The 25,581-nt window shown below is 57.1% G+C and carries 23 protein-coding genes; 15 read left to right on the top strand and 8 right to left on the bottom strand.

All coding sequences use genetic code 11. From position 1 onward, the window contains the following. Window positions 1-84 precede the first annotated feature (84 nt). Window positions 85-1,104 carry a transporter gene (locus tag ACL2XO_RS02240; RefSeq protein ID WP_413726284.1) on the bottom strand — a complete coding sequence of 340 codons (1,020 nt, stop codon included), beginning with the start codon at window positions 1,102-1,104 and terminating at the stop codon, window positions 85-87. A gap of 362 nt (window positions 1,105-1,466) precedes the next feature. On the opposite strand from ACL2XO_RS02240, the gene ACL2XO_RS02235 reads away from it, so the two are divergent. The 5 genes from ACL2XO_RS02235 to ACL2XO_RS02215 all read left to right on the top strand — a co-directional run bounded on the left by ACL2XO_RS02235 (window position 1,467) and on the right by ACL2XO_RS02215 (window position 7,753). Beyond that, window positions 1,467-3,191, top strand: coding sequence for a lysophospholipid acyltransferase family protein (locus tag ACL2XO_RS02235; RefSeq protein ID WP_413742104.1), 1,725 nt, complete (start codon window positions 1,467-1,469; stop codon window positions 3,189-3,191). Between the two features lie 233 nt (window positions 3,192-3,424). Then, window positions 3,425-4,495: a dihydroxyacetone kinase subunit DhaK gene (gene dhaK / locus ACL2XO_RS02230; RefSeq protein WP_413726282.1), complete on the top strand. Its 1,071-nt coding sequence runs from the start codon at window positions 3,425-3,427 to the stop codon at window positions 4,493-4,495. A gap of 12 nt (window positions 4,496-4,507) precedes the next feature. After that, a complete protein-coding gene (gene dhaL / locus ACL2XO_RS02225) occupies window positions 4,508-5,143 on the top strand; it encodes a dihydroxyacetone kinase subunit DhaL (protein ID WP_413726281.1) in 636 nt (211 codons plus the stop codon). An 81-nt stretch (window positions 5,144-5,224) separates the two neighbouring features. Further along, window positions 5,225-6,733: a dihydroxyacetone kinase phosphoryl donor subunit DhaM gene (dhaM, locus tag ACL2XO_RS02220; RefSeq protein WP_413743020.1), complete on the top strand. Its 1,509-nt coding sequence runs from the start codon at window positions 5,225-5,227 to the stop codon at window positions 6,731-6,733. 102 nt (window positions 6,734-6,835) lie between these two features. After that, window positions 6,836-7,753 carry a nucleoside hydrolase gene (locus tag ACL2XO_RS02215; protein ID WP_413742103.1) on the top strand — a complete coding sequence of 306 codons (918 nt, stop codon included), beginning with the start codon at window positions 6,836-6,838 and terminating at the stop codon, window positions 7,751-7,753. A gap of 12 nt (window positions 7,754-7,765) precedes the next feature. Here ACL2XO_RS02215 and ACL2XO_RS02210 read toward each other — a convergent pair whose 3' ends face one another. Then, the gene (locus ACL2XO_RS02210; protein ID WP_413742102.1) at window positions 7,766-8,497 is read right to left on the bottom strand and encodes an SDR family NAD(P)-dependent oxidoreductase; all 732 of its coding nucleotides are present in this window, start codon (window positions 8,495-8,497) and stop codon (window positions 7,766-7,768) included. Window positions 8,498-8,596: 99 nt separating this feature from the next. Here ACL2XO_RS02210 and ACL2XO_RS02205 point away from each other — a divergent pair, with 99 nt between their 5' ends. From ACL2XO_RS02205 to ACL2XO_RS02195, 3 genes are all read left to right on the top strand, one after another. After that, complete coding sequence (locus ACL2XO_RS02205; RefSeq protein ID WP_413726278.1) at window positions 8,597-9,016, top strand: winged helix-turn-helix transcriptional regulator; 420 nt, start codon at window positions 8,597-8,599, stop codon at window positions 9,014-9,016. Window positions 9,017-9,141: 125 nt separating this feature from the next. Further along, window positions 9,142-10,683, top strand: coding sequence for an MFS transporter (locus tag ACL2XO_RS02200; RefSeq protein WP_413726277.1), 1,542 nt, complete (start codon window positions 9,142-9,144; stop codon window positions 10,681-10,683). A gap of 32 nt (window positions 10,684-10,715) precedes the next feature. Next, window positions 10,716-11,099 carry a tautomerase family protein gene (locus ACL2XO_RS02195; RefSeq protein ID WP_413726276.1) on the top strand — a complete coding sequence of 128 codons (384 nt, stop codon included), beginning with the start codon at window positions 10,716-10,718 and terminating at the stop codon, window positions 11,097-11,099. 15 nt (window positions 11,100-11,114) lie between these two features. Here the strand turns inward: ACL2XO_RS02195 and ACL2XO_RS02190 are convergent, their stop codons facing one another. Continuing rightward, window positions 11,115-12,488, bottom strand: coding sequence for an MFS transporter (locus ACL2XO_RS02190; protein ID WP_413742101.1), 1,374 nt, complete (start codon window positions 12,486-12,488; stop codon window positions 11,115-11,117). A gap of 38 nt (window positions 12,489-12,526) precedes the next feature. Then, window positions 12,527-13,387 carry an AraC family ligand binding domain-containing protein gene (locus ACL2XO_RS02185; protein WP_413742100.1) on the bottom strand — a complete coding sequence of 287 codons (861 nt, stop codon included), beginning with the start codon at window positions 13,385-13,387 and terminating at the stop codon, window positions 12,527-12,529. Between the two features lie 288 nt (window positions 13,388-13,675). Here ACL2XO_RS02185 and ACL2XO_RS02180 point away from each other — a divergent pair, with 288 nt between their 5' ends. Further along, window positions 13,676-14,608 (top strand): alpha/beta fold hydrolase, encoded by a 933-nt coding sequence (locus ACL2XO_RS02180; RefSeq protein WP_413742099.1) that lies wholly within the window; start codon window positions 13,676-13,678, stop codon window positions 14,606-14,608. Window positions 14,609-14,693: 85 nt separating this feature from the next. On the opposite strand, the gene ACL2XO_RS02175 is transcribed toward ACL2XO_RS02180, so the two are convergent. Next, window positions 14,694-15,905 carry an NAD(P)/FAD-dependent oxidoreductase gene (locus ACL2XO_RS02175; protein WP_413742098.1) on the bottom strand — a complete coding sequence of 404 codons (1,212 nt, stop codon included), beginning with the start codon at window positions 15,903-15,905 and terminating at the stop codon, window positions 14,694-14,696. Window positions 15,906-16,381: 476 nt separating this feature from the next. On the opposite strand from ACL2XO_RS02175, the gene pitA reads away from it, so the two are divergent. Beyond that, on the top strand, window positions 16,382-17,890 hold the full coding sequence (pitA, locus tag ACL2XO_RS02170) for an inorganic phosphate transporter PitA (RefSeq protein ID WP_132927916.1): 1,509 nt from the start codon (window positions 16,382-16,384) through the stop codon (window positions 17,888-17,890). A gap of 38 nt (window positions 17,891-17,928) precedes the next feature. On the opposite strand, the gene uspB is transcribed toward pitA, so the two are convergent. Beyond that, window positions 17,929-18,264 (bottom strand): universal stress protein UspB, encoded by a 336-nt coding sequence (gene uspB, locus ACL2XO_RS02165; RefSeq protein WP_203524470.1) that lies wholly within the window; start codon window positions 18,262-18,264, stop codon window positions 17,929-17,931. Window positions 18,265-18,797: 533 nt separating this feature from the next. Here uspB and uspA point away from each other — a divergent pair. Continuing rightward, entirely contained in the window at window positions 18,798-19,241 is a 444-nt protein-coding gene (gene uspA, locus ACL2XO_RS02160) for a universal stress protein UspA (protein ID WP_132923940.1), read from the top strand. A gap of 11 nt (window positions 19,242-19,252) precedes the next feature. Here the strand turns inward: uspA and rsmJ are convergent, their stop codons facing one another. Both rsmJ and prlC read right to left on the bottom strand, forming a co-directional pair. Next, window positions 19,253-20,014 (bottom strand): 16S rRNA (guanine(1516)-N(2))-methyltransferase RsmJ, encoded by a 762-nt coding sequence (gene rsmJ, locus ACL2XO_RS02155; RefSeq protein ID WP_132923941.1) that lies wholly within the window; start codon window positions 20,012-20,014, stop codon window positions 19,253-19,255. A gap of 51 nt (window positions 20,015-20,065) precedes the next feature. Beyond that, a complete protein-coding gene (gene prlC, locus ACL2XO_RS02150) occupies window positions 20,066-22,108 on the bottom strand; it encodes an oligopeptidase A (protein ID WP_413726271.1) in 2,043 nt (680 codons plus the stop codon). A 153-nt stretch (window positions 22,109-22,261) separates the two neighbouring features. Between prlC and ACL2XO_RS02145 the strand changes: the two genes are divergently transcribed. From ACL2XO_RS02145 to ssuE, 4 genes are all read left to right on the top strand, one after another. Beyond that, the gene (locus ACL2XO_RS02145; protein ID WP_413742097.1) at window positions 22,262-22,684 is read left to right on the top strand and encodes a DoxX family protein; all 423 of its coding nucleotides are present in this window, start codon (window positions 22,262-22,264) and stop codon (window positions 22,682-22,684) included. 126 nt (window positions 22,685-22,810) lie between these two features. Continuing rightward, entirely contained in the window at window positions 22,811-23,713 is a 903-nt protein-coding gene (gene yddG / locus ACL2XO_RS02140; protein ID WP_132923944.1) for an aromatic amino acid DMT transporter YddG, read from the top strand. Window positions 23,714-24,080: 367 nt separating this feature from the next. Then, the gene (locus ACL2XO_RS02135; RefSeq protein ID WP_413742096.1) at window positions 24,081-24,347 is read left to right on the top strand and encodes a hypothetical protein; all 267 of its coding nucleotides are present in this window, start codon (window positions 24,081-24,083) and stop codon (window positions 24,345-24,347) included. A 660-nt stretch (window positions 24,348-25,007) separates the two neighbouring features. Further along, window positions 25,008-25,562 (top strand): NADPH-dependent FMN reductase, encoded by a 555-nt coding sequence (gene ssuE / locus ACL2XO_RS02130; RefSeq protein ID WP_413726269.1) that lies wholly within the window; start codon window positions 25,008-25,010, stop codon window positions 25,560-25,562. Window positions 25,563-25,581: the final 19 nt, after the last annotated feature.

Here is a 25,581-nt window from a genome sequence, read left to right as displayed (position 1 = left end):
ACGTTCGTCCGACGTGCATTTATTCGCTCCGGGCATGCCGGGGGGTTGAGACATTCACGATCGACGCCTTGAAATCCCACCGGCTTAATCATTGTCCCGGCGCCTAAGCGCCCAATAGGCCGTAATCAGGGTAAAGCCCGTCACGATAAGCACCAGCAGCAGGAAGCCATGGCGATTATTGGCAAAGGGGATACCGCCGACATTCATGCCGAAAAAACCGGCAACGATATTAATCGGCAGCGCCAGTACCGTGATGATGGTCAACTGAAACAGCGTACGGTTATTTTGCTCCATCTGTTTGGCGGCTATCTCTTCTTGCAATAAACGAATCCGCTCGGTCAAACCCACCAAATCATTGAGCACTACCGTGAACTCTTCGGCGAAATGCCGTATATCCTGCACTACCACGGTCTCGAGCCATGCCGGAGGACGGCTCATCAGACGAAATAATGCCGCCGGCTCGGGAGCCAGCAAACGCTGATAGCGCAACAACAGCCGACGCAGGCGGCCCAGGGCGGTACGGTTGTTTTTGATATGGTGGCTGAGCAGCCGCTCCTCGATGGCGTCTACGTACAGGTTGGCCTGGCGGACTATTTGCTCCAGCACATCCTCCTGCTCTTCCAGCAAGTCGACCAATAATGCCGTAGGCGACGCAGGCATCAATTGATCCAGCTTGCGAAACAGATTCTCGATCAGGCGCACCGGCTTATGGCGCGCGGTCACCACCAGTTGGGGCCGGCAATAGAGCCAGAGCGTCGCCGCATCTTCCCCGCCGCCCTCGGGGCGAAATATCACATCGTTGAGCACGGCGAAAAGCACCTCGCCCTGGCGTTCTATCCGGGTACTGCGCGAGCCCTGGCGAATCTCCTCGAAGAAAAAATCCGCCATGGCGAAATGTTTTTTCAGCCATTTCTCGGCCGTGGCGTGATTAAGATTCACATGTAGCCAGATGAACCCCCGGCCCGGCTCGATGGATTGAAATTCATTGAGCACTTCACGGGAGGGAATACGACGCGCCGCCGCATCCGGTTCAAAAACATAGCCGTAAATAAGCCCGGTCACTTCATCGTTAAAGTTTAATTGCTGAGTAATTTCCGCCGGCATTTTTCATATCGTCAAATCATGAGAAAACATTATTACGACAGTTAATAAAATAAAAGCAATCTCTTTTATCGTGCCAACGCGGTACAAGCTCAATAACACCGCATGATCTGATGGTCACAGGAATGTCATATAAATGAAATCTTTATTTCAGACACAGAATGCTATACCTAAGGTCCGGTTCAGTGCAGCGATTATTTTTTATGAGCAACTATTTTATATCTGTCTGGCCCGGCGCAGATAATTTCCTCGCGGCGCTGGTCGTTTTTAGGAAGCACCCATCATTCTCCTTATCATCATTTACCTGCCATTGAACTGTCATCTGTCCGGATTATGTTCAAAGCAACTTACCCGGAGGTAATACCATGTTTAGTATGGATATGGTGCTGCAGGATCTTGATCCGCTGCATAAAACCGCGCCCTGGAAACTCAGTCTGCTGCGTTATTTATTCCGCGAAAAATATTTCCGGCAATTGGCGGAAGATTACCGGCATCTCAAAGGCATGGATATGGTGGAGCAGATGCTGGAGCATTTTAACCTGCGCTGTGAGCTGTCCGAACGGGATTTGGAGCAAATACCCAGCTACGGACCGGTGGTCCTGGTGGCCAATCATCCCCTGGGCATCTTGGACGGCCTGGCGCTGCTGCATGCCGTCTCTTCGGTAAGGGCGGATGTGAAGGTGGTGGCCAATCGCGTATTATCCTGCGTGGATGCCCTGGGCAGCCTGATGATCCCGGTGGATAACATGGGCAATCGCACCAGCCGCAACCAGGTGGCCATGATGCAGCAGCATCTGGAGAAACAAGGCGTATTGATACTCTTCCCGGCCGGCGAAGTTTCCCGCCTCGGCGGCAAAGGCATCCGGGACGGCCACTGGCACACCGGATTTATCCGTCTGGCGGCCAAAACCCGCGCCTGCATCGTGCCGGTGCACATCGGCGGACGCAACAGCGCGCTGTTTTATGCCTCTGCCCTATTATACCGGCCATTGTCCATGCTGTTGCTGGTACGGGAGATGTTCCTGCAGGGCGGCAACCGGCTGCGGCTGAGGGTAGGCGCGCGCATCCCCTTTGCCAACTGGCATGACGGCCATACCCAGGCCAAGGATCTCGCCGAACGTTTCCGTCGCCATGTTTACCGGCTGGGGCAAGGTAAAGAAGGGTTTTTCCGCAGCGAATCCGCCATAGCGCGGGCGGAAGACCGCGCCGTGCTGAAACGCGCCCTGGAGGGCAGTGAAATCCTGGGCCATTTACCGGACGGCAAGATCATTTATCTGTACCGACGTAACGGCGAGGATTATGTCCCCATACTGCGCGAGCTGGGGCGTTTGCGTGAAATCGCCTTTCGCGCGGTGGGTGAAGGCAGCGGCCGCCGCCGTGATCTGGACGGCTATGACGATGATTATTATCATTTGATCCTCTGGGATGCCCAGGGGCTGGAAATTGTCGGCGCCTATCGCTTTATTCCCACGGCGGAACAATACCGGCTTAAAGGCATTGACGGTATTTACACCCACAGCCTGTTCCATTACGGCCACCAGATGGACGACATTCTGGCGCAGGGTATCGAACTTGGGCGAAGTTTTGTCCAGCCGGCCTACTGGGGAAAACGCAGTCTGGATTATCTCTGGATTGGCATCGGCGCCTATCTGGCCAAATACCCCCGGTACCGCTACCTGTTCGGCCCGGTGTCCATTTCCGGCGGCATGCCCGTGGCGGCGCGGGATCTGCTGATTGCCTTCTACCGGCTCTATTTTGCCCCCTCGCTGCCGCTGGCCGCGTCCCGCCGGCCTTACCCCGCTTCGCTGCCCGAAGTCCTGGCCCAATTCACCGGCGATAACTACCAGGAAGACCTCCACCGGCTAAAACGCCTGTTTGCCAACTTCGGCTGCAGTATACCCCCGCTGTATAAACAGTATTCCGAACTGTGCGAAGCGGGCGGCGTGCAGTTTATTGACTTCGGTTCCGATCCGGCCTTCAACAACTGCGTCGACGGCCTGGTGCTGGTGGATTTACACCAGTTAAAACCCGCCCGTTATGAACGTTATATCGGCGTACATCATCGGCGGGAACGGGATGTTCCGTTATGAGACGCCACCCTCAGAAATTGGTCTCAACCCCTCCTACAATTCAATGATTTTCCGCAGTAATTTTGCTCCTTGCATTCGCCCGACAGCCTCTGGACATAAACCGCCTATTCTGAACAGGAGAAGGCACATGTTGAAGACTATCCGGTTCGCTGCCGGCTTTTGCCGGCATCCGGAGGCGCTGCTTTTAATCGGCAACGATGCCGGAAGGCCCCCTTATTTCCAAGGAACGCACTATGAAAAAATTCATTAACGGCGTGGACGATCTGCTGGCCGGTCAGCTGGCCGGCCTGGTGGCGGCTCATCCCGCTCTTATTCTGCACCGAGACCCGGTGTATGTTACCCGTGTCGATGCGCCGGTCACCGGCAAGGTGGCGCTGCTCTCCGGCGGCGGCAGCGGCCATGAGCCCATGCATGCCGGCTATGTCGGCGAAGGCATGCTGGACGGCGCCTGTCCGGGTGAGATCTTTACCTCGCCGACGCCGGATCAAATGTTCGAATGCGCCATGGCGCTGGATGGCGGCCACGGCGTTCTGCTGCTTATCAAGAACTATACCGGCGATGTGATGAACTTCGAAACCGCCGCCGAGCTGCTGCACGATGCCGGCGTTCCGGTGGCCACCGTATTGGTGGACGACGACGTCGCGGTCAAGGACAGCCTCTTCACCGCCGGTCGGCGCGGCGTCGCCAATACCGTGGTGCTGGAAAAACTGCTGGGGGCGGCGACGGCCCGGGGAGACAACCTCGATGAACTGCAGGCCCTGGGGCACCGGCTCAACAACGACGGATTTTCCCTGGGCGTAGCGCTCAGCGCCTGCACCGTGCCGGCCGCGGGCCGCCCGTCGTTTATCCTGGCGGAAAACGAGATGGAATTCGGCGTCGGCATCCACGGTGAGCCGGGTATTGAGCGGCGGAACTTTCACAACCTGGATGACACGGTGGACCAGATGTTCGCTACACTGATTGAAAACGGCAATTACCAGCGTACTATCCGCCGCTGGGATCGCGAACTCGGGGACTGGCAGGATGAGATCCAGGATAAACACGCGCTGCAACGGGGTGAACGGGTCATTGCCGTGGTGAATAATCTTGGCGGCACGCCGCTTTCCGAACTCTACGACGTTTACCGGCGCCTTGCCGAGCGTTGCGCCGAGGCCGGCATTGAAATTGCCCGCAACCTGGTGGGCTCCTGGTGCACGTCGCTGGATATGTATGGCGTTTCCATCACGCTGATGCGGGCCGATGAAGAAACCCTAGCGCTATGGGACGCGCCGGTGAATACCCCCGCCCTGCGCTGGCATTGTTAACGGGAGACAGACATGGCATTAACCAAACAGCAGATTGTGGCTTGGCTACAGCGCTGCGGCGAGGTTTTTCAACAGCAGCGGGATTTTCTCACCGGACTGGATACCGAGATCGGCGATGGCGATCATGGTCTTAATATGCACCGTGGATTCAGCAAGGTAGTGGAAAAGCTGCCCACTTTCGCCGATAAGGATATCGGTTTCATCCTGAAAAATACCGGCATGACCCTGCTCTCCAGCGTCGGCGGGGCCAGCGGCCCGCTGTTCGGTTCTTTCTTTATCCGCGCCGCGCAAAGCACCGCTTCCCTTGAGAGCCTTGAGCTACCGGAACTGTATCGAATGATTAAGGACGGCGTGGACGGCGTGACGGCGCGCGGCAAGGCGGAGCCGGGGGATAAAACCATGTGCGACGTCTGGCGGCCGGTGGTGGCGGCGCTCGAGCGGGCGCAGGGCGAAGGGGATACCCTCGCCGCCGCGCTGGATCACGCTTTGGCGGAGGCCCGCCGGGGAGTGGAGGAAACCGTCGGCATGCAGGCGCGCAAAGGGCGCGCCAGCTATCTGGGTGAGCGCAGCATCGGTCACCAGGATCCCGGCGCCACCTCGGCGATGCTGATGGTGGAGGCGCTGGCGGCCACGGTGCATCAAGGGTAACGGGGCTAGCCAAGGTTAATCCGGCGGCGAAAACGCCGACGGCGTGATGTCAGCGGCGCGGCAGGCGGAATGGAGCAAGCTATGGTGAATCTGGTGGTGGTTTCCCACAGCGCCAAACTGGCGGAGGGGGTGGCGGAACTGGCGGGGCAAATGATACAGGGCGGCTGCCGCCTCATCACGGCGGCCGGCGTGGATGACGAAGCGCACCCCATCGGGACCGATGCGGTAAAGATCATGGCGGCTATTGAAGAGGTGTTCGATCCCTCCGGCGTGGTGGTCATGATGGATTTGGGCAGCGCGTTGCTCAGCGCCGAAACGGCCTTGGAACTTCTTGATCCGGATATGGCGCGGCAGGTCAGGCTCTGTGCCGCACCGCTGGTGGAAGGCACGCTGGCGGCCGCGGTGGCGGCTTCCAACGGCGCCGATCTTGACCGGGTGATGGCCGACGCCATGAATGCCCTGGCCGCCAAACGGGCCCAATTAGGGGAAACCGTGCCCGCCGGCGGGGAAGCGCCGCCGGATGAAACCGCCGCTGCCGCCGGGGCGCAGGCAACCCCGCCGGGGGAAGGCGCGCGCCGCGCGTTCTGGCGAATAGAGAATCCCCACGGTTTACACGCCCGTCCCGCCGCCCGGCTGGTATCGGTGCTCTCGCCGTTCGCCGCCCGGCTGACGCTGGAAAAAACCGGACAGTTCGCCGACGCAAACCGGCTAAACCAGGTAGCCGCCCTGCAGGTGCGCCAGGGGGACGAGATAGTGCTGTACGCTGAAGGCGAGCAGGCCGACGCGGCGCTGGCGGCATTTCTCCAGGAGGCCCGGACCGGCTTTGGCGAGACCATCCCGACGCAAGAGGGTGAAGTGCTGCAAGGAACAACGGTAGCGGAGCCCTCTGTCACCGCCCGCGCCTGGCGTCTTACCGGCGACCCGAGGCAAAATGCGGTAGGGATCCCGGCCATGACGGGCAATCAAACCCAGTCGGCGCAACCGCGCGCGGATACCTCATTAGATTGCATTCAGCCGGAGCAGCGGCGTTTTGCCGGGGCGATTGATCAGGCGCAGCGTCAGTTGGAGCAGCTCGCCGCCGCCATCAGCCTGCGGCTGGGACCGCGCTTCGCCGGCATTTTCGAGGCGCAGGCCATGCTGCTGTCGGACGAGGGGCTACGGGACGCGGTTGCGGAAAATATCCCTCGGCTCGGCAGCGCGGCCGCCGCCTGGCGTAAGGAGACCGCGGCGATGGCAGCGGATTATGCCGGCCTGCAGGATGAGTATTTACGGGTACGTGAGCTGGATGTCCGCGATATGCGGGACATGGTACTGGCGCTGATTGACACGGCTCCGCCGCCGCCACCGCCGCCAAGTGAAGAATACATCCTGATCGGCAAGGAATTATACCCCTCCCGGCTGGCGTCGCTGGACCGCGCCAAGGTGGCGGGCATTGCCCTGGAGGGAGGGCATCCGCTGTCCCATACCGCTATCCTGGCGCGGGCGATGGGCATTCCCATACTGGTGGGCATAACCGGTTTAATGGACCGGGTTCATAACGGCCAGACCGTCACCCTGGACCCGGCGCGGGGAGTCCTAAGGATAGCCTGAAATTGACCTCATTGGCATTTATGACGGTGTAGGCAGCGCGAACAATCCATTATTTACAAGCCCGACGTTTGCCCAAGTATCAGTGGAGAGTGGAGCACCGCAATGGCAACACATAAAATTATTCTGGATTGCGATCCGGGGGTGGATGACGCCGTGGCGATTCTGCTGGCGCTGGCCTCGCCGGCGGAAATAGAGGTAGTGGGTATCACCACCGTGGCGGGCAACAGGCCGCTGGAACAGACTCAGTATAATGCACGCCGGATATGCACACTGGCCGGGCGCGGCGATATTCCGGTATATGCCGGTTGCGGCAGGCCGATGATTGAAGCCCAGGGCCGGTCCGCCCCGATACACGGCAGCGACGGGCTGGGGGATGCGCCGTTTCCTGAGCCCACGGTACCCCTGCAGGACCTGCACGGAGTGGATTTCATTATCCGCACCGTCAGCGAGGCGCCGGGTGAAATCACGCTATGTCCCATCGGTCCGATGACCAATATCGCCCTGGCCATCGTCAAACAGCCCGACATCGCGCCAAAAATCAAACAGATCGTCTTTATGGGCGGCGCGGCTTTTTGTCCGGGCAACGTCTCGCCGGTGGCGGAATTCAATCTTTTTTTCGATCCCTGGGCCGCCCGGATTGTCCTTGATGCCGGCATACCCCAGGTGATGTTCGGGCTGGATGTCACCCACCAGGCCAAAACCAGCGGACCCTTTCTTGATGGCCTGCGGCAGTCCGGCCCGCTGCCGTCGTCAGTCAGCGCCATGATCCAGCGTTACGGCACCGGCGATCGTTGCCTGCATGACCCCTGCGTGATCGCCTGGCTTATCGATCCGTCGCTGTTTGACGGCGTATCGGGACGGGTACGGGTTAACTGTCAAGACGATGATTTGCGCGGCCAGACCTTGGTAACCCTTGCCTCGGGCCATCCCGGCGACGCCTCGCCGAATATACAGGTGATGACCCAGGTGGATAATCCGCGCTTTCTGGCACTGTTGGCCGAACGGCTTAAGCGCCTTTAACGAAACGCGCGTTCAGACCTGCGCCATTCCGCCGTCGATGCAGAGCTCCGCGCCGGTGATAAAGCTGCTCTCGTCCGAGGCGAGAAAAAGCGCGGCGGCCGCCACCTCTTCCGGACGACCGAGACGACCCAGCGGAATCAGCGCCGTCATCGTTTTTCTCAGTTCATCGGATGCGCTGTCAAACATCGGCGTATCAATGGGACCGGGGCTAAGGGTGTTCACGCGAATACCCCGGCCGGAAAGCTCCTTGGCCCAGGTGCGGGAATAGGATCGCATCACCGCCTTGGTGGCGCCGTAAACGCCGTATCCTTCCGTGCCGATAAATCCGGCGATGGACCCCATCAGCACGATGGCGCCGCCATCAGGCATCAACGGCACGGCGCCTTGCACGGTGAACAGCGAGGCGCGGGCGTTCAGATTGAAAGTCTTATCGAAATGGGACGCCGTGATGTCGTCCAAGGTGGCGTATTCCGATATTCCCGAGTTCACCACCAGGATATCCAGTTTGCCTTTTTTATCCTTCACCGTTTGGTATAAACGCTGCATATCCGCTTCAGAGGTAATGTCGCCGCACACCGCCTGGGCGTTCGCTCCCAGCGATGCCGCCGCGTTGTCCAGCTCCCCCTGACGGCGCCCGGTAATAAAGACATAGGCCCCTTCCCGCACAAACCGCTGCGCCACGGCAAAGCCGATTCCGCTGTTGCCGCCGGTGATAACCGCAATCTTTCCGTTTAATCTCGACATGGTCACTCCTCATCTTTTAGGTTGACATCAAGATATACGACGTATATCTAATGTCAATTACGCACCTGAAGTAGCCCAGATATAGACGAGGTAACCCCCATGCCGAAAATTGAGAACCCGATACGGGAAGAAGCCAGGCCGAAAATCAAAGACTGCCTACTGGTAGAAGCCTTGTCCACCAGGCCGATTCTTGACCAGATCGCGAATAAGTGGTCGGTATTGATCCTCACCTTCCTCTGCGCGGAACCCGCGCGTTTCAACGCCATCAAACGGCGTCTGGACGGGATCACCCACAAAGCGCTGACCGAAGCGCTCCGCCGCCTTGAAAGAAACGGGCTGGTCTCCCGACGGGTCATCACCTCATCCCCCATCGCGGTGGAATACTCTCTCACCGCGTTGGGACACTCATTGCAGGAACCTTTTACCGCCCTGTACGGCTGGGCGGCTCACCATCAATCCGATATCGAACGGGCCCAGCTGGAATATGACAGACGCAGGGCGGCGGAACTTACGGAATAAGTAACGGCGGCACGGTTTCCTCTTGCTGCGCCGGACCTCGGCTTCTCATTTGCGTTGAGTTTTTTTGTTGATTAAAATATATTATAGTCATAATCTATTTTAGCCATTCAACGAAAGAGAAGACGATGTCCTTAACCAATATCATTGCGGCTCCGTCGGAAAAGCAGCGGCGTTACGAAGTCCTGGTGGCGACCTCCGGCGTCTCGTTTATGATCATGCTCGATGCCAATATTGTTGCGGTCTCTCTTCCGTCCATCGCCGGCTCCCTGCACAGCGCCTTCAGCGGCGTGGAGTGGGTCGTCAGCGCTTATATCCTGGCATTCGTCGCCTGCCTGATGCCCGCCGGGGCCATAGCCGATCGCTTCGGCAGAAAAAAAAGCCTGCAATGGGGAGTGGCGATATTCACTTTGGCGTCCGTGCTCTGCGGTTTGTCGGAAACCATTATGCAGCTCAATATCGGCCGGGCCCTGCAGGGGATCGGGGCCGCATTGCAGCTGAGCTCGGCCCTTGCCGTCCTGGGCCATGAATTTCAGGGCAGCGAGCGAGCCAAGGCATTCGCGACGTGGGGCGTGGTGATAGGCGTAGCGGCCACGGCGGGGCCGATCGTCGGCGGCGTCATCACCGCCGGTATAGGCTGGCAATGGGCTTTTTTAATCAATGCGCCCATTGGCGCGGCGCTGTTTATCCTGGCGACGCGTTCGGTTATTGAATCACGGGATCTGCTCCACGCCCGCCTTGATATCGGCGGAGCGGTACTGTTTGCCGCGGCATTGGCCTGCTTTGCCACCGCATTGATTGACGGCGGCAATCAGGGATTCAACCTCCTTTCCGTTAAGATGCTCTTTCTTGCCGGCGCCCTGTTAATGATGGCCTTCATTTACGCCGAACGGCGCCAGAAACGGCCGATGGTGGATCTGCGGCTCTTTCGCAACCCGGCATTTATCGGTTGCAGCCTTGCGATGCTTGCCTTTGCGTCCACCTGTTATGTCATGACCACCTATCTGCCGGTTTTCCTGCAGGGAACCTTCTTTTCCAATCCGGGTAAAACCGGACTGGCGCTGCTCCCTTTCAGTATTCCCCTGTTGGCCGGCCCCTGGTTCGCCGCGCGCCTTTCGCAACGCTTTTCCGGCCGGGGGATACTGGTTATCGGACTGCTGCTGGCGGCGGCGGGTAATGCCGCCATCGCCTGGGCCGCGGCGGGCAGTTACCTTTTTGTCGCCATAGGCATGTTTATATTGGGCATGGGCGCCGGCCTGCTTAACGGTGAAACCGCCAGGGTCTCCATGCAGGTCGTACCGTTGGAGCGTGCCGGAATGGCCTCGGGGCTGGCATCCACGTTCCGGTTTGTCGGGCTGCTTATCGGGCTGACCGGACTCGGCGCGGTGTTAACGGCGGGCATCAGCCGCTTTTTTGCTCTAAAGCGTCTTAATCTTCCCCTGGCGGATACCGTCAACCTGCGGGACGCCGTTCATCATGTGGCAACCGGCCAGCTGCAGTCATGGCTGGCGGGAAAAATCCCCTCCGCCGATACCGCCCTTTGGCTGCAAACGGCCCATCAGGGATTCATTTTCGGCTTCAGCCTGCTGATGGGGTGCGCGGCGGTCATCGCCGCCCTATCGGCGTTAGCGACATTTATATTGTTGGGACGCTCTTCGCAGCGTCTCTGATTCAAACATTCTCGGCAACAGGAGCACCAGCGATGCCTATAGTACGCATAGATACCATGAAGAATCAGGACGGCGGCTACATCGGAAAAATCGGCCATATCGTGTACGACGCCATGCGAACCGCCATTTCCGTTCCGGAAAACGACAATTTCCAGGTGCTGAATGAGCACGATCATGAGCATTTCGTTTATGACCCGAAATACCTGGGCATCAAGCGAACCGACCGGCTGGTGATGATCCAGATAACCCTGAATGAAGGGCGAACCCTAGATCAGAAAAAAAGACTCTACAAGACTATCGCCGATGAGCTGAACCATCAGCTCGGCATACCCCCCGGCGACGTCTTCATCAATCTGGTGGAGGTGAAAAAGGAGAATTGGTCATTTGGCAACGGCATCGCCCAGTACGCTGACTGAGTGGGCATGAACGGCCTATTCCGGGACGGTCAGCAAGAGCGCGGAAAGCGACGCCATCAAACCGAACGCCGCCATCAGCAGCCAGGCGGTTTTGAACTGCCCGGCATGCAGCGCGGTCCCGGCTACCGCCACGAATACGGCGACGCCGATAGCCGCGCCGATTTGCCTTGAGGTATTGATAATGGCGGTGCCGGTGGCGTATTGATGGGAAGGGAGAGCGGAAGCTCCCCCGGCAATAAATCCGGTTTGCCCGATCCCCGCTCCCGCGCCGGTCAGTAGGATGCCGGGCAGATAGGCGAAAAAATACTGAGATTCGGCGCCTAACAGGGCATACCACCAAAGCCCGGCGATAAAGAACAGCAGCCCGGCGGCGAGCGTCAGCTGTTTGGGCGAGAATGTCGTTCTGCCGGCCAGCAGCGCTGCCGCCACCGCGGCGCAAGGGCCCACGCCGAGGGCGGCGCCCGTCGACATCGGCGCCCAGCGCCAGACCTCGGTCAGGAAAAGCGAACCGCCCAGCAGCATGATGGCGAAACCCATGTAGAAAAAGGCCATGCCCACCGTGGCGACGGTAAAAGTGGATACGGCAAAGACGCGCAGATCCAATGCGGGCGAGGGGCAGGTCAGGCAACGCCGGACAAATAGCGCCAAAGACAGGGCTGCCCCACAATACACCGACCAAAGCGCCGTGCTCGTCACACCCCAATCGCCTGCATATGAAATCCCGGCCACCAGCAGCGCAAGGCCTATAATCAGCATCAGCGAACCCATGACATCGGGGAAGGCGCTGTTAACGATGGGCGTTTCGGTCAAATGTTTGCTTAGCCGCCATGCCGGCATGGCGACAAACAGATTGACGATAAAAATCAGCCGCCAATCGATGTCCACCAGCGCGCCTCCCAGAACAGGGCCCAGCGCCGAGGCAACCGACCCGGTGGCCGCCCAGATGCCCACCATCCGCTTGTGGTGCTCTTGGGGATAGGCCGCCAACAGCAAACCCAGGCTGGTGGGGATCATCAGCGCCGCGCCCAAGCCTTGCAGGCCGCGGGCGCCAATCAGAGTCAGCGCGCCGGGCGCGAATGCGCAGGCTACGCTGGCAATCGTGAACACCAGCAAACCCGCTTTGAAAACCCGCTTACGTCCGTAAATATCGGCAATCCGGCCACTGGGCACCAGGAATGCGGCAAACGCAATGGAGTAAGCACTTATCACCCAAGACATGGCCTGGTTGGTGACGCCGGGAAAGCCCTCGCGGATCGCCGGAAAGGCTACGTTCACTACAAAAAGATCAAGGGATGACAGCACGCTTCCGGCGCCAATCACTACCAGGGCCCAGGCGGAAGGACTGACATAGGCGCGCCCACGCTGCCGCTCATTGGTTGTATCAGGCATACGGTCCGCTCCAAGTGGGTTGTTGTGGCTGAAGGGGATTATGGAAGGCTTGAAGACGTACCGTATTGGACAACTGGAAAATGCGCATCGACAAACTGGGCCGGCGTGATGCCGAAGCAGCCCTTGAAGCGCCGGATCAAATGGCTCTGATCGAACAGGCCCACGGATGCCGCGACGCCAGCGGACGGTAGCCCGGAGGCCAGCAGTTTTTTGGCGGCCTCAAGCCGAACCCCATTGAGATAGGCATGAAGGGGCAAGCCATAGGCGGCGCGAAACAGCTGGTTTAAACGAACCCGGCTAAGACCCGCGGCGTCGGCCATATCCGCTGTGGTCAGCGAATCGGCAAAACAGGCATGGATAAGCTCCCGCACCCGCTCGATGCGAGGATCATGCGCCTTCGCCCTCAACGTCGCGGGGCGCGTGGAATACCGGGTCAACAGCGGTTTCAGCGCTTCAATCAGATGGATTTCCGCCGCCAGCCGATCCTGCCCATAGAATAATGTGCGATGGAGCCGTCTCAAGGCGAAGACCACGTCCGGATCGGTAACCACCGAACGGGTAAAGAGTATGGAAGCAGGCGTGGAAACGCCGAATTCCCCGGCAATGTCCGCAATGGCCCAAGGCTCCACGTAGACCATGCTGTACAGGTAGCCCTGATCCCCGCAGGCCTTGCCATCGTGGGAATCACCCGGATTGATGATCATGGCGCTTCCCGCGGGGGCGATAAATGAGCTGTTTTCCAGGGCGACTTTCGGCGCGCCGGCGTCTATGGTGCCGAGGACATAATAATCGTGAGAGTGGCGCTCGTATTGATGCTTATTAAAATAGGCATGTAGCCCCTGCATTCCCAACTCAGGGGCTGCGATGAATTTTGCCCACTCATTTGAGGAGGTTTTCATAAGATGTCATCCCACAGCGAGGCTCGGTTTGCTCATATCTCTAGCTACTACTATTATAGGAGTAACCATGTGCCCTGCAAGTATCCTAAAGATGCCATGCATGAACCCAGCCTTAAGTTCGTAGCCAGCCATCCGGAATACGAAAGCCGTAGAGCTTTCTTTCACGGGTCGCGGCGGATAAAATTGTATGTAATCATCGCGACGTTAACTGAACGCTACGGTCGAGCCAGTACCGCGCTAATCGGTCGCTGTCCAACCCATTCATAGGCACGCCCAAAGGAGGACGCAATGTCCCGTTCCAGCATTCCCGCCGCGTTGTCTTTATTTACAGACAAGACACCCGCGGCCCTTCCTGCCACGCATTCGAACACGACCTATCATAAGGTCCAGGTAGACGGCGTCGGTATCTTTTACCGCGAAGCAGGCCCCACTGACGCACCGACCATCGTGTTGCTCCACGGTTTCCCTTCATCATCAAGGATGTTCGATACGCTGATTCCGCTGCTCGCCACACGCTATCATGTCGTCGCGCCCGACTATCCCGGCTTCGGGCAAAGTGACGCCCCTCCCCCGTCCCATTACCGCTATACGTTCAACCACCTGGCCGAAACAACCAATAGGCTGCTTGAGCAATTGAAGATTGATCGCTACAGCCTTTACCTGCAGGATTATGGCGGACCCGTGGGTTTTCGCGTCATGTTGGCGCATCCGGCCCGCGTTCAGGGCCTCATCATTCAAAACGCCAACAGCTACGAAGAGGGCTTAGGGCCCAAATGGCAAGGCATCAGGGCTTATTGGGCCGACCCAAAGAATCATCCGGAAGTGCCTGAAGCCTTTATGTCATTCGAGGGTACAAAATTCCGCCATGCCGGCGACAGCCCAAACCCGGAATGTTACAACCCCGATAGCTGGACGGACGAATACGCCTTTCTTTCCCGGCCCGGCGAAAAGGAGATCCAAACGGCATTGCTGTATGACTATCAGACCAACGTCGCGGCATATCCGCGGTGGCAAGCATGGCTGCGCGCGCATAAGCCGCCGACGCTGGTGATATGGGGCCGCTACGACAGCTCGTTCCTGGTGCCGGGAGCTGAAGCCTACCAGCGCGATGTGCCTGATGCAGAGGTTCAACTGGTTGATGCCGGTCACTTTGCGCTCGATGAGAAGGTGGACGACATAGCAGCGTCGATACACGTATTTCTCGACAAGTTGTATCGATGATTTTCCGCCGTGGTTTACGGACGAACCAGCCGCACAGTCACTGCCAAGATAGAGGTGACATTGAGAAGGGCTAAAGTTCCTCTGATCACATGCCGGCGACTTCGGCAAGCGCCTGCCCGCAGGCCCAGGCCGAACTCCAGGCCCACTGGAAGTTATAGCCCCCCAGCCAGCCGGTGACGTCCGCCACCTCGCCGATAAAATAGAGCCCCGGCACCTGCCGGCTTTCCATGGTTTTGGAGGAGAGGCGGCGGGTGTCCACGCCGCCCTGGGTGACCTCGGCGGTGCGATAGCCCTCGGTGCCGTTGGGCTGTACGCGCCACTGCCGCAAAGACATCACCCAGTCGTTTTGCTGGCGGCGGCTGAGCTGCGTCAAGGTGCATTCCGGGATGTCCAGCAGGGTATGCCAGCACTCTACAAACCGGCGCGGCAGCACCTTTGCCAGGGTATTTTTCAGCGTTTGGTTGGGGTGATCCCGTCGCTCTTCGGTGAGAAACGCCTCCAGATCCCGCTCCGGCACCAGGTTGAGGGTAAGAAATTCGCCGTTTTGCCAGTAGCTGGAAATTTGCAGCATCGCCGGGCCGGACAGGCCCCGATGGGTAAACAGCAGATTTTCCCGAAAGGACATGCCTGCGGCGGCTTCCACCTGCGTTGGCAGGGCGACGCCGGCGAGAGCGCCTAAAGACTCCAGCAGCGGTTTATGCAGGGTAAACGGCACCAGCGCGGCGCGGGTGGGCACCACCGGAATACCGAACCGTTCGGCAATGCGGTAACCCAGCGGCGTGGCGCCGAGTCCGGGCATGGAGAGGCCGCCGGTGGCGACCACCAGCGACGGCGCCGTGACCTCGCCGCCGGGGAGGAGCACATGGAACTGTTCATCACGCTTTTCTACCGCCGCCACCTCGCTGCGCATCCGCAAGGTCACACCGCCGCGCTGGCATTCGTCCAGGAGCAGCGTCACGATCTGCTGGGCCGAATCGTCGCAAAACAGCTGCCCCAGGGTTTTTTCATGGAAGGCAATGCGGTGCCGCCGCACCAGCTCGATAAAATCCCATTGGCTGTAGCGGGATAGGGCCGATTTGCAAAAATGCGGATTTTGCGAGAGAAAGGCGGCGGGCTCCACGTGCAGGTTGGTGAAGTTGCAGCGGCCGCCGCCGGACATCAGGATCTTCCGGCCCGGTTTTTTGCCGTTATCCAGCAGCAGTACCCTGAGGCCGCGCTGACCGGCCTGGGCGGCGCAAAACAGGCCCGCGGCCCCGGCACCGATGATAATGGCGTCAAATTGTTCCCCTGTGCTCACTCAATCACCTTAAGCCCGGCCAATCTATTCTCGCTTGACTGATTCTCAATCAATTTATCACTCTTCAACAGGAGCCTGCTCGACTGGTATTCAGTCAATTTATATCCATTCAATGTCTGCACTTTCGACTGATGCTTAAACAATTTATATTCGCTCAATAAATACAAACCAAACTTATTCATACTCTAATCATGCTCAATTGACTTATGTGCACCCGCCTTTGTTTTTAAGGGGGATACCCCCGGTCGGCGCGTTTGGCGGGGCACCTGATTGTAGCCATCCACCGCGGCAGACGCCAGCCGCGCGAAAAAACGCCGGGTGGAACAGAATTAACCTATTGATAAAATTGATAATCATCAGCAAGCGCAAGGGCAGCGTCAATAAAAATGTCATAAAAAGGTCATATTTTGCTTTTCCAGCGCCCCCGTTGTCGCAGATAATGCGCCCCGTTCATGTCCAATAAATGGCGTAACCTTATGCTGCATCTATTTACCGGCCTGGAATTTCATACCGGTCTTATGTTGGTTATCGCGTTAATATTTGTATTAATATATGAAGCTATCAATGGGTTTCATGATACGGCCAATGCGGTGGCAACCGTAATCTATGCCCGCGCGCTTCGCTCTCAGCTGGCGGTGGGAATGTCCGGGGTATTCAATTTTCTCGGGGTGCTGTTGGGCGGTTTGAGCGTGGCTTACGCCATTGTTCATCTGCTGCCGGTGGATCTGTTATTGAATGTCAGCTCCACCCACGGACTGGCAATGATGTTCTCCATGCTGCTGGCGGCCATCATCTGGAACCTGGGCACCTGGTATTTCGGTTTGCCGGCCTCCAGCTCCCATACATTGATTGGCGCCATTATCGGTATCGGCCTGACCAATGCGCTGCTGACCCATACCTCGGTGTTGGCGGCGCTGAATATTCCAAAGCTGATTGAGATTTTCCTGTCCCTTATCATCTCGCCCATCGTGGGGCTGGTACTGGCGGGCGCGTTGGTATTCTGTTTGCGCCGTTACTGGAGCGGCACGCCGAAACGCCGCCGTATCCACCTGACCCCCGCGGAACGGGAAAAGAAGGACGGCAAGCGCAAGCCGCCGTTCTGGACCCGAACGGCGCTTATCCTCTCGGCGGCGGGCGTGAGCTTCGCCCACGGCGCCAATGATGGACAAAAAGGGATTGGCCTGATTATGCTGGTGTTGATAGGCGTCGCCCCGGCGGGTTTTATGGTGAATATGAACTCCACCGGCTATGATATCGCCCGCACCAGGGATGCCGTCGGCAACCTGCAGCAGTTTTATCATCTGCATGCGGCAACCCTGCCGCAAACCGCCGATACTGATACGCAGGTAATACCGGCGCCCGACATTCCTTCAGCCCTGCCCGCCACCACGGTATTCCACTGCGACGGCAGCCGGGCGCTCATCGCCATAGACCGCACCATGGCGTTATTGGAAAATCTGCAAAGCTACGATCACCTCAGCCCCGGCGAGCGTTCACACGTCAGGCGCCTGCTGATGTGCATCGCCGACACCACGGATAAACTGGTCAAACTGCCGCAAACCTCCGGTGAAGATAAACGTTTGCTGGGGAATTTGCGCAAGGACCTGCTGGCCACCGTTGAATATGCCCCGCTATGGATTATCGTTGCCGTCGCGCTGGCGCTGTCGTTGGGCACCATGATCGGCTGGCGGCGAGTGGCCACCACCATCGGCGAGAAAATCGGCAAGAAGGGCATGACGTATGCGCAGGGGCTTTCGGCGCAGGTGACCGCCGCGGTCTCCATCGGCGTCGCCAGTTATACCGGCATGCCGGTTTCCACCACCCATGTCCTCTCCTCGGCGGTGGCGGGCACCATGGTGGTGGACGGCGGCGGCGTGCAAAGCAAGACGGTGCAGAATATCCTGCTGGCCTGGGTACTGACCCTGCCGGTGGCGATTGTGCTGTCAGGGTCTCTTTATTGGCTGGCGCTGAAATGTATTCAATAGCGTAACACAGGCGGCCTGAGGGTCGCCTTCCCCTTCTCTCAATGCCAGATAGCCAGGGAAATCAGGCTGACGATAATCAACCCGCACAGCCCGCTGGTGAGCATAAACTGTCGCCGCACCCGTTCGCAACGGCGTATAAATTCCTGATCGTGATGATCAAGGTAGCGTTGCGCATAGATATAGCGAACCAGTCTTAACTGCTTGCTGGGTTGCCCGTGAGCGGTGAAAAAACCGCTGCCGTCAACATACTGATAGAGCAGCGGATCGCAGCCGCGAAGTACGACTAATAACGCCCGCAATGAAGAGTAATAGCGCGCCATATTGATGACGCAGACGACACATAAAGCCCAAAAAAGCGCAACGGTGTTGATCATACCCCCTCCCCGGCGACGCAAATCCACACTGAATCCCCGACCCGCGGGCTCTCAGCGGTTACGCCTCTTAATAACTTACCACAGAGCTGAAGAAGCCCACCCCAAAAATGATATGTCTGAGATTAGATCAACTTACTCACAGTATTATGAGGTTCTACAATATTGAGTGTAGAAAAGGTTTGTCAAAAGAAAGCAACCGAAGCGACAAAATTTGTGCATTTTTGCAATTTTTTTTGCCAACGCCGGTGGGGTGCCAAGGTTGCGACCCGGCTCCCATAAATGACTATACTAGAACGAGTACATTGATATTCAAACCATTAACATTCAGCAACATATATTTCTGCTGATTTTTTGAGACGCTGCCGTACTTTACGTGATGGTTGTTTATGCCAACCGGCTGATATTATTCGGTTCGACGTGATCCCGGCATCACTTCTCCGGTGCCGCGGGGTGGTAAACTCATTCTGTCACAGGCAGGCCGAAAGAATGACCCGCGACGAGTTAACGAGTGACATTTTACAAGGAGTCTGATTATGTCTTACAAACACATTCTTATCGCCGTTGACCTTTCACCGGAAAGTAACGTATTGGTGGAAAAAGCCGTGTCGATGGCCAGACCGTACAATGCCAAGGTTTCGCTGATCCATGTCGATGTCAATTATTCCGATCTCTATACCGGCCTGATTGACGTCAATTTGGGCGATATGCAAAAACGTATCTCCGAGGAGACATCGCACGCCATGACCCAGCTGTCGCAAAACGCCGGTTATCCCATTGCCGAAGTGCTGAGCGGCAGCGGCGATCTCGCCCAGGTGCTGGTGGATGCCATTAACAAGTACGACGTAGATTTGGTGTTATGCGGCCACCATCAGGATTTCTGGAGCAAGCTGATGTCTTCGGCGCGGCAGCTGATCAATACCGTACATGTGGATATGCTGATCGTCCCGCTTAACGACGAAGAAGTGTACGAGGAATAGCTGGGTTGTGATCAGGATCCGGCGGGCGCAGGCGTATACAAGTCAAATCGATGGTTCTTGGTGGTGATATGGGCCTGGGCCGCGATGCCGGCCAAAGGCGGCGCGTAATCGGGCCGTTTCACCACCACCCGGCGGGTCGCCAGCGCTCGTGCCGGCGCTAAAAGCCTGTCGGCGTCTTCATCGCTGCCTACCAGCGACTGGAAAACGCGCATCTCTTTTTTAACCAGCGCGCTGTTGGGCCGGTGCGGAAACATCGGGTCCAGGTAAACCACCTCCGGCCGGGGCAGTACTCCCGTTAAGCCTTCCAGGCTGGAGCCATGGACCAGGGTAAGCCGCTGACGCAACCACTCACCCACTTCCGGATCGGCGTAGGCCCGCTGCAAGCCGTCATCCAGTAGCGCCGCCACCGCCGGATGGCGTTCAAACATCCGCACCCGACACCCCAGCGAAGCCAGGACAAACGCATCTCGCCCCAGCCCCGCCGTGGCATCCACAACGTCCGGCAGGTGACTGCCCTTGACCCCCACCGCCTTGGCCACCGCCTCGCCGCGACCGCCGCCGAAACGGCGGCGATGGGCGGCGACGCCGCCGGCAAAATCAACGAAAATAGCCCCAAGCTTTGGCTCATCCCGTTTGCGCAATTCCAGACGCTGTGGCGTCAACATCAGCTCCATCACCGCCGACGGATCGCTGATCAAGCCCCAGCGCTCCGCCAGGGCGATAAGCCGCTGCGCATCCACGTCGCCTTCACGGCTCAGGCACACAGAACTCACTCGTTATCCTCGAAACCCGCCATAGCGCGGCATGGCATAGCGCTCAATGGATTACCCACGGATACCGTAATGATGCAGCATGGCATCCAGTGTAGGTTCGCGTCCGCGGAAACGGGTAAACAACACCATCGGTTCTTCCGAACCGCCGCGGGACAGGATATTGTCCAGGAACGACTTGCCGGTTTCGCGGTTGAAAATGCCCTCTTCCTCAAAACGGGACCAGGCATCCGCCGCGAGCACATCCGCCCATAGGTAGCTGTAATAACCCGCCGCGTATCCGCCGGCGAAAATATGGCTGAACGCATGGGGGAAACGGCTCCACTCCACCGCCGGCATCACGGCCACCTGTTGTTTCACTTCCGCCAGTGTGTCCAGGATGCGGGCGCCTTGCTCGGCGCTGTACTCGTAATGCATGCGAAAATCAAACAAACCAAACTCCAGCTGACGCAGGATAAACAGGGCGGCCTGATAGTTCTTGGCCGCCAGCAGCTTGTCCAGCATCTCTTTTGGCAATGGCTCGTGGGTTTCATAATGGCCGGAAATGAACTCCAGCGCCTCCGGCTGCCAGCAGAAGTTCTCCATAAACTGGCTCGGCAGTTCCACCGCATCCCAGGGCACACCGTTGATGCCGGCAACTCCCGGGGTGTCGATACGGGTCAGCATATGATGCAGGCCGTGGCCGAATTCATGGAATAGCGTCGTGACTTCGTCATGGGTGAACAGCGCCGGCTTGCCGCTGACAGGGCGGTTGAAATTACAGGTCAGGTAAGCCACCGGCTTTTGCAGGCTGCCGTCGGCCTTGCGCAGCATACCGACGCAGTCATCCATCCAGGCGCCGCCGCGTTTGTTTTCGCGGGCATAGAGATCCAGATAGAAACTGCCGCGCAGTTCCCCTTGGTGGTCGAACAAATCGAAGAAACGCACCTCCGGGTGCCAGGTATCCACATCGGTTCGCTCTTCGGCGGTCACACCATAAATCCGGTTGACCACTTCAAACAGGCCGTTAACGACGCGCTGCTCCGGGAAATACGGCCGCAGCTGTTCATCGCTGATAGCATACAGATGCTGTTTTTGCTTTTCGCCGTAGTAGGTGATATCCCAAGGCTGCAAATTGTCGCGGCCATGGTGCTCGGCGGCGAACGCGCGCAGCTGCGCCAGCTCCTGCTCTCCCTGCGGCCGGGCCCGTTTGGCCAGGTCGGTTAGGAAATCCAGTACCTGCTGCGGATCGTGCGCCATTTTGGTGGCCAGGGATTTCTCGGCGTAACTCGCGAATCCCAGCAGTTGCCCCAGTTCATGGCGCAGCGCCAGGATTTCGCTCATGATCGGACCGTTATCCCATTGACCGGCATTCGGCCCCTGATCGGAAGCGCGGGTATTATAGGCGCGATAGAGCTCTTCCCGCAGCGCGGCATTGTCGCAATAGGTCATCACGGGCAAATAGCTGGGCACGTCCAGGGTCAGCAGCCATCCCTCCTGCCCTTTGGCCTCGGCCTTGGCGCGGGCGGCGGCCAGCGCGCTTTCCGGCATGCCGCCCAGTTCGGATTCATCGGTAATAAGCTTGCTCCAGCCCATGGTGGCATCCAGCACGTTGTTGCTGTACGCGGAACCTAATTCCGACAGCCGGGCGGCGATTTCGCCGTATCGTTTTTGTTTTTCCGGCGACAGGCCGATACCGGATAACTCGAAATCACGAAGGGCATTATCAATGGCCTTCTTGCGCGCCACGCTCAAATCCCCGTAGTTCTCACCGTCGCGGAGATTGCGATACGCGTCGTATAATCCCTTATGCTGGCCGACCCAGGTGCTGTATTCTGACAGCAGCGGCAGGCTTTGTTCATAGGCTTCCCGCAGTTCAGGACTGTTCTTCACCGCATTGAGATGGCCCACCGGCGACCAGATACGGCCCAGGCGATCGTCCGTCTCGGCCAGCGGCTGGCACAGATTGTCCCAGCTATAGGGGCCTGATAGCGCCACTACCTGTTCCACGGTCCGGCGGCAATCCTCAAGGGCGGATTTTACCGCCGGGACGATATGCTCGGGCTTGATGGCGGAAAAAGGCGGCAGGATAAAAGAAGCAAGTAACGGATTAGTCATAAGGCGGCCCTGATTATCGTTAAAGATCTATCTGAATAACATGAGGCTAACTATAGCGAAAATCAATGGCGGCGGCGGCGGGAATTGTCATTGAATATCAAAGTGACACATGTAACGATAACTATTCATCTTCTTATCAATGGATAATTTATAATGATAGCTGCTTTTAATCGGATGCTGGACCACCCGGATCTGGGGAAATTTATTCTTCGCCTGGCCTTCGGCGGCATGATGCTGCCGCACGGCATACACAAAATCATTCACGGTATCGACAATATCATCGCCATGGTGGTGGCCCACGATCTGCCGGCATCTGTGGGATATGGCGTTTATGTTGGCGAGGTTGCGATGCCGATTCTGCTTATTCTAGGCATTCTGGTTCGTCCGGCGGCGCTGATCTTCTGCTTTACCATGATATTCGCCTGGCTGATTACCAAGCCCGAACTGGTCTTTACCATGGACAAGGTCGGCGGCTGGGGCGTAGAGGTGATGGCGGTGTTTTTCTTCGCCGGTCTGGCCATTGCGCTGTTGGGCTGCGGCCGCATCAGTATTATGAAGAACCCGAACTGGCGTTAATTTCCCTTCGCCGATAGGGCTTCAGTGTCGCCTCCCTGTCGGCGGTTTGAATTTTGCTTATCAAGCGTGGACCGGGAACATGTGTGGCCGATAAGCATATTGATGCACTTAGTTAAGGGGTTAGTGATGTTTGTCGTTTCGCCGGAAAATAAGGCGACCGGGTGCGGATTGTTGGCCATTCTGCTCTGGAGCAGCACCATTGGTTTAATCAGGGGCGTCAGCGAAGCGCTGGGCCCCATCGGCGGGGCCGCTATTATCTACAGCGTCAGTTCGCTGTTTTTGCTGCTGCTGGTGGGTTTCCCTTCCCTGCGGTCTTTTCCCCGCAAGTATCTGATAGCCGGCGGTATCCTGTTTGCCAGCTATGAAATTTTTCTTTCTCTGGCCTTGGGTTACGCCAATAACCGCGCCCAGGCCATCGAGATCGGCATGGTGAATTATCTTTGGCCGAGCTTTACCATACTGATGGCGGTACTGATTAACGGCGAAAAAGCCAATAAATGGCTGATACCGGGGCTGTTGCTATGCCTGTACGGCATCGGCTGGATCATGGGCGGCGAGGGGGGCTGGTCGCTGCCGAGAATAGGCCGGAATATCCTCTCGAACCCGCTGAGCTACGGCCTGGCCTTTTGCGGCGCCCTGATTTGGGCGGCGTATTGTAATATCACCAAGAAATGGGCCAAGGGAAAAGACGGCGTCACGCTGTTTTTTGTCCTCACCGCCGTCACCTTGTGGATACAATATGCCTTCAGCCACGAACGGGGGATGCAGATGGATGTTGCCGCCGTGGTACGTTTTTTAGTGGCCGGCGGCGCCTCGGCGGTGGCCTATGCGGCGTGGAACCGCGGCATCATGCGGGGTAATTTAATGCTGTTGGCCACCGCGTCCTACTTCACTCCGGTATTGTCCTCGCTGCTGGCGGGCGTGCTGTTGAACACCCAACTGCTGCTCTCCTTTTGGCTGGGTGTGCTGATGGTGACCGCCGGTTCATTGCTGTGCTGGCTGGCCACCCGCGATGCCAAAAGGGGATGAAGTCATCTCCCCTCAGCGTAAAAATAGGGTCTATGAATTATGTGGTTCGCATTTTATGCGAAGCGCGGTACGAGTGCGCCTATTAAGTAAGAAAATTCCCACTAGGCGATGACATTCAATTAAATAAAAGACATATCATAATAAATAATCAGCAAATATAATACTTCACTTATGTGTAATAAAGAATCTTGAAAATCCCTTGAAATTAACCAAGCCAATAAGTAAAGTGGAAAAATGTCATTGAGCCTTGATACTTCCTCATGGGCAATGATGATAAGTGGCTTATTTTATTAAGCGTTTTGTGAAATCCATTGGTTGATTAGCATAACGGATAAAATAGATAATCACTATTAACAAGGAGAATCTTATGAATAACTCATCTACTGTTAACCAGCATAGTAGTGCCAGCAATGCTGAAGCCGCTTCGAAAAATGCGCCTAATTCTAGTGGTTATTATAATAAGTTGGGCGATAAGGTTATCAGTTGCAATAATGGCGTTATTGGGGACATGGTCGCGGGATCGGCGGGAGGCGCGCCGGGATTGACATTAGGGCTGATCGGCGGCGCCATAGCCGGTGGGTGCTTTGAAAAAGGGAAGGGTCAAGGCGATAACAGTGTAAACAACAAGAGATAAAGATCTGCTATAAACGCCGCCGATATTAGCATGTTATGTCTAGATAATATTTTCAGCACAGAGAACCTGTTCATGACAAAAAAAATAGTTCGATATATTCTACTCTTTTTATCGATATTATTTTCTGCGTCAATCTTAAGTGGTGCAGATATTGCTTATCAAACGTGGTATTCCTTACCTAAACATTTTTCGTCCTTTGTGGTTTCCATTAGCTGCATGTGCTTTATGGTCAGGTGTTTTGACAATATATACGCTTATTTTTTCCTCGGGGGAAATAGGCGTTGATTTTCCCGTATGAAACTTGTCACTTAAACCGCTCCATTTTAAGGAAGTCTATCTTATTTACCGTTTTCGCCCCGATAGATGGGAGCTGTCGCTTTACACTTTTTTGTTTTTTGCAAGCCTATACTCGCCATACTGCAAGCTGCAGGCACGCCTCCCGACGCGTGTCGCTATCCCTCTAAAGACCATCAATATTCCCCGCCAATCCTCCATTTCTGAATATAGTCAGCCATAAAACGTATTTTAATTTGTAGGATTTAAATCATAACATGGTTAACCAGATGTAAATCAGGCTGCCGAACCGGTATGAACCAGCGGCTTAACCATGACGAAAAATCACGTGATCAGGCCATTTTGGAAAGCAGTTAAGGAGTTGCCATGAATGTTATTACCTTGGCCGGTAGCCCCAGGTTTCCCTCAAGATCCGCCGTACTGCTTACCGTCGCGCAGCATTGGCTCGAGGGACAAGGTATCGACGTCACTCCCTGGAATTTATTCAATTTCAACCCGGAAGACCTGCTGTACGCGCGTTTTGACAGCCCGGCGCTGAAGGTATTTATCGAGCAATTGGCGGACGCCGACGGAATCATTATCAGTACGCCTATTTATAAGGCCTCTTTTGCCGGCGCGCTGAAAACCCTGCTGGACCTGCTGCCGGAGCGGGCCTTTGAACACAAGGTGGTGCTGCCGGTGGCAACCGGCGGTTCCAGCGGGCATATGCTGGCGCTGGATTATGCCCTCAAACCGGTGCTTAACGCGCTGAAAGCGCAGGAAATCCTGCACGGCGTCTTTGCCGAGGACAGCCAGATAACCCATTACGACCGTAACCCGCAGCTCAGCGCCGAGCTGGAAACCCGGCTGATGGAATCTTTGGGGACTTTTTCGCGCGCAATGGAACGGCAGGCGCAATTTAACGGCATAACCGCCTCCTAGAAGGTTTTTCTGTTTGTTA

The sequence above is a fragment of the Sodalis sp. RH15 genome, assembly GCF_047324255.1.
GTDB classification, from domain to species: domain Bacteria; phylum Pseudomonadota; class Gammaproteobacteria; order Enterobacterales; family Enterobacteriaceae; genus Acerihabitans; species Acerihabitans ligni.
The sequence above is the reverse complement of the archived record's forward strand: the minus strand, read 5'-3'. Positions and strand labels throughout refer to the sequence as shown.

Bases quoted from the DNA above. Each gene is read 5' to 3' on its own strand.
- ACL2XO_RS02240 (WP_413726284.1), bottom strand. From the start codon at position 1,104: ATGCCGGCGGAAATTACTCAGCAATTAAACTTTAACGATGAAGTGACC.
- ACL2XO_RS02235 (WP_413742104.1), top strand. From the start codon at position 1,467: ATGTTTAGTATGGATATGGTGCTGCAGGATCTTGATCCGCTGCATAAA.
- dhaK (WP_413726282.1), top strand. From the start codon at position 3,425: ATGAAAAAATTCATTAACGGCGTGGACGATCTGCTGGCCGGTCAGCTG.
- dhaL (WP_413726281.1), top strand. From the start codon at position 4,508: ATGGCATTAACCAAACAGCAGATTGTGGCTTGGCTACAGCGCTGCGGC.
- dhaM (WP_413743020.1), top strand. From the start codon at position 5,225: ATGGTGAATCTGGTGGTGGTTTCCCACAGCGCCAAACTGGCGGAGGGG.
- ACL2XO_RS02215 (WP_413742103.1), top strand. From the start codon at position 6,836: ATGGCAACACATAAAATTATTCTGGATTGCGATCCGGGGGTGGATGAC.
- ACL2XO_RS02210 (WP_413742102.1), bottom strand. From the start codon at position 8,497: ATGTCGAGATTAAACGGAAAGATTGCGGTTATCACCGGCGGCAACAGC.
- ACL2XO_RS02205 (WP_413726278.1), top strand. From the start codon at position 8,597: ATGCCGAAAATTGAGAACCCGATACGGGAAGAAGCCAGGCCGAAAATC.
- ACL2XO_RS02200 (WP_413726277.1), top strand. From the start codon at position 9,142: ATGTCCTTAACCAATATCATTGCGGCTCCGTCGGAAAAGCAGCGGCGT.
- ACL2XO_RS02195 (WP_413726276.1), top strand. From the start codon at position 10,716: ATGCCTATAGTACGCATAGATACCATGAAGAATCAGGACGGCGGCTAC.
- ACL2XO_RS02190 (WP_413742101.1), bottom strand. From the start codon at position 12,488: ATGCCTGATACAACCAATGAGCGGCAGCGTGGGCGCGCCTATGTCAGT.
- ACL2XO_RS02185 (WP_413742100.1), bottom strand. From the start codon at position 13,387: ATGAAAACCTCCTCAAATGAGTGGGCAAAATTCATCGCAGCCCCTGAG.
- ACL2XO_RS02180 (WP_413742099.1), top strand. From the start codon at position 13,676: ATGTCCCGTTCCAGCATTCCCGCCGCGTTGTCTTTATTTACAGACAAG.
- pitA (WP_132927916.1), top strand. From the start codon at position 16,382: ATGCTGCATCTATTTACCGGCCTGGAATTTCATACCGGTCTTATGTTG.
- uspB (WP_203524470.1), bottom strand. From the start codon at position 18,264: ATGATCAACACCGTTGCGCTTTTTTGGGCTTTATGTGTCGTCTGCGTC.
- uspA (WP_132923940.1), top strand. From the start codon at position 18,798: ATGTCTTACAAACACATTCTTATCGCCGTTGACCTTTCACCGGAAAGT.
- prlC (WP_413726271.1), bottom strand. From the start codon at position 22,108: ATGACTAATCCGTTACTTGCTTCTTTTATCCTGCCGCCTTTTTCCGCC.
- ACL2XO_RS02145 (WP_413742097.1), top strand. From the start codon at position 22,262: ATGATAGCTGCTTTTAATCGGATGCTGGACCACCCGGATCTGGGGAAA.
- yddG (WP_132923944.1), top strand. From the start codon at position 22,811: ATGTTTGTCGTTTCGCCGGAAAATAAGGCGACCGGGTGCGGATTGTTG.
- ACL2XO_RS02135 (WP_413742096.1), top strand. From the start codon at position 24,081: ATGAATAACTCATCTACTGTTAACCAGCATAGTAGTGCCAGCAATGCT.
- ssuE (WP_413726269.1), top strand. From the start codon at position 25,008: ATGAATGTTATTACCTTGGCCGGTAGCCCCAGGTTTCCCTCAAGATCC.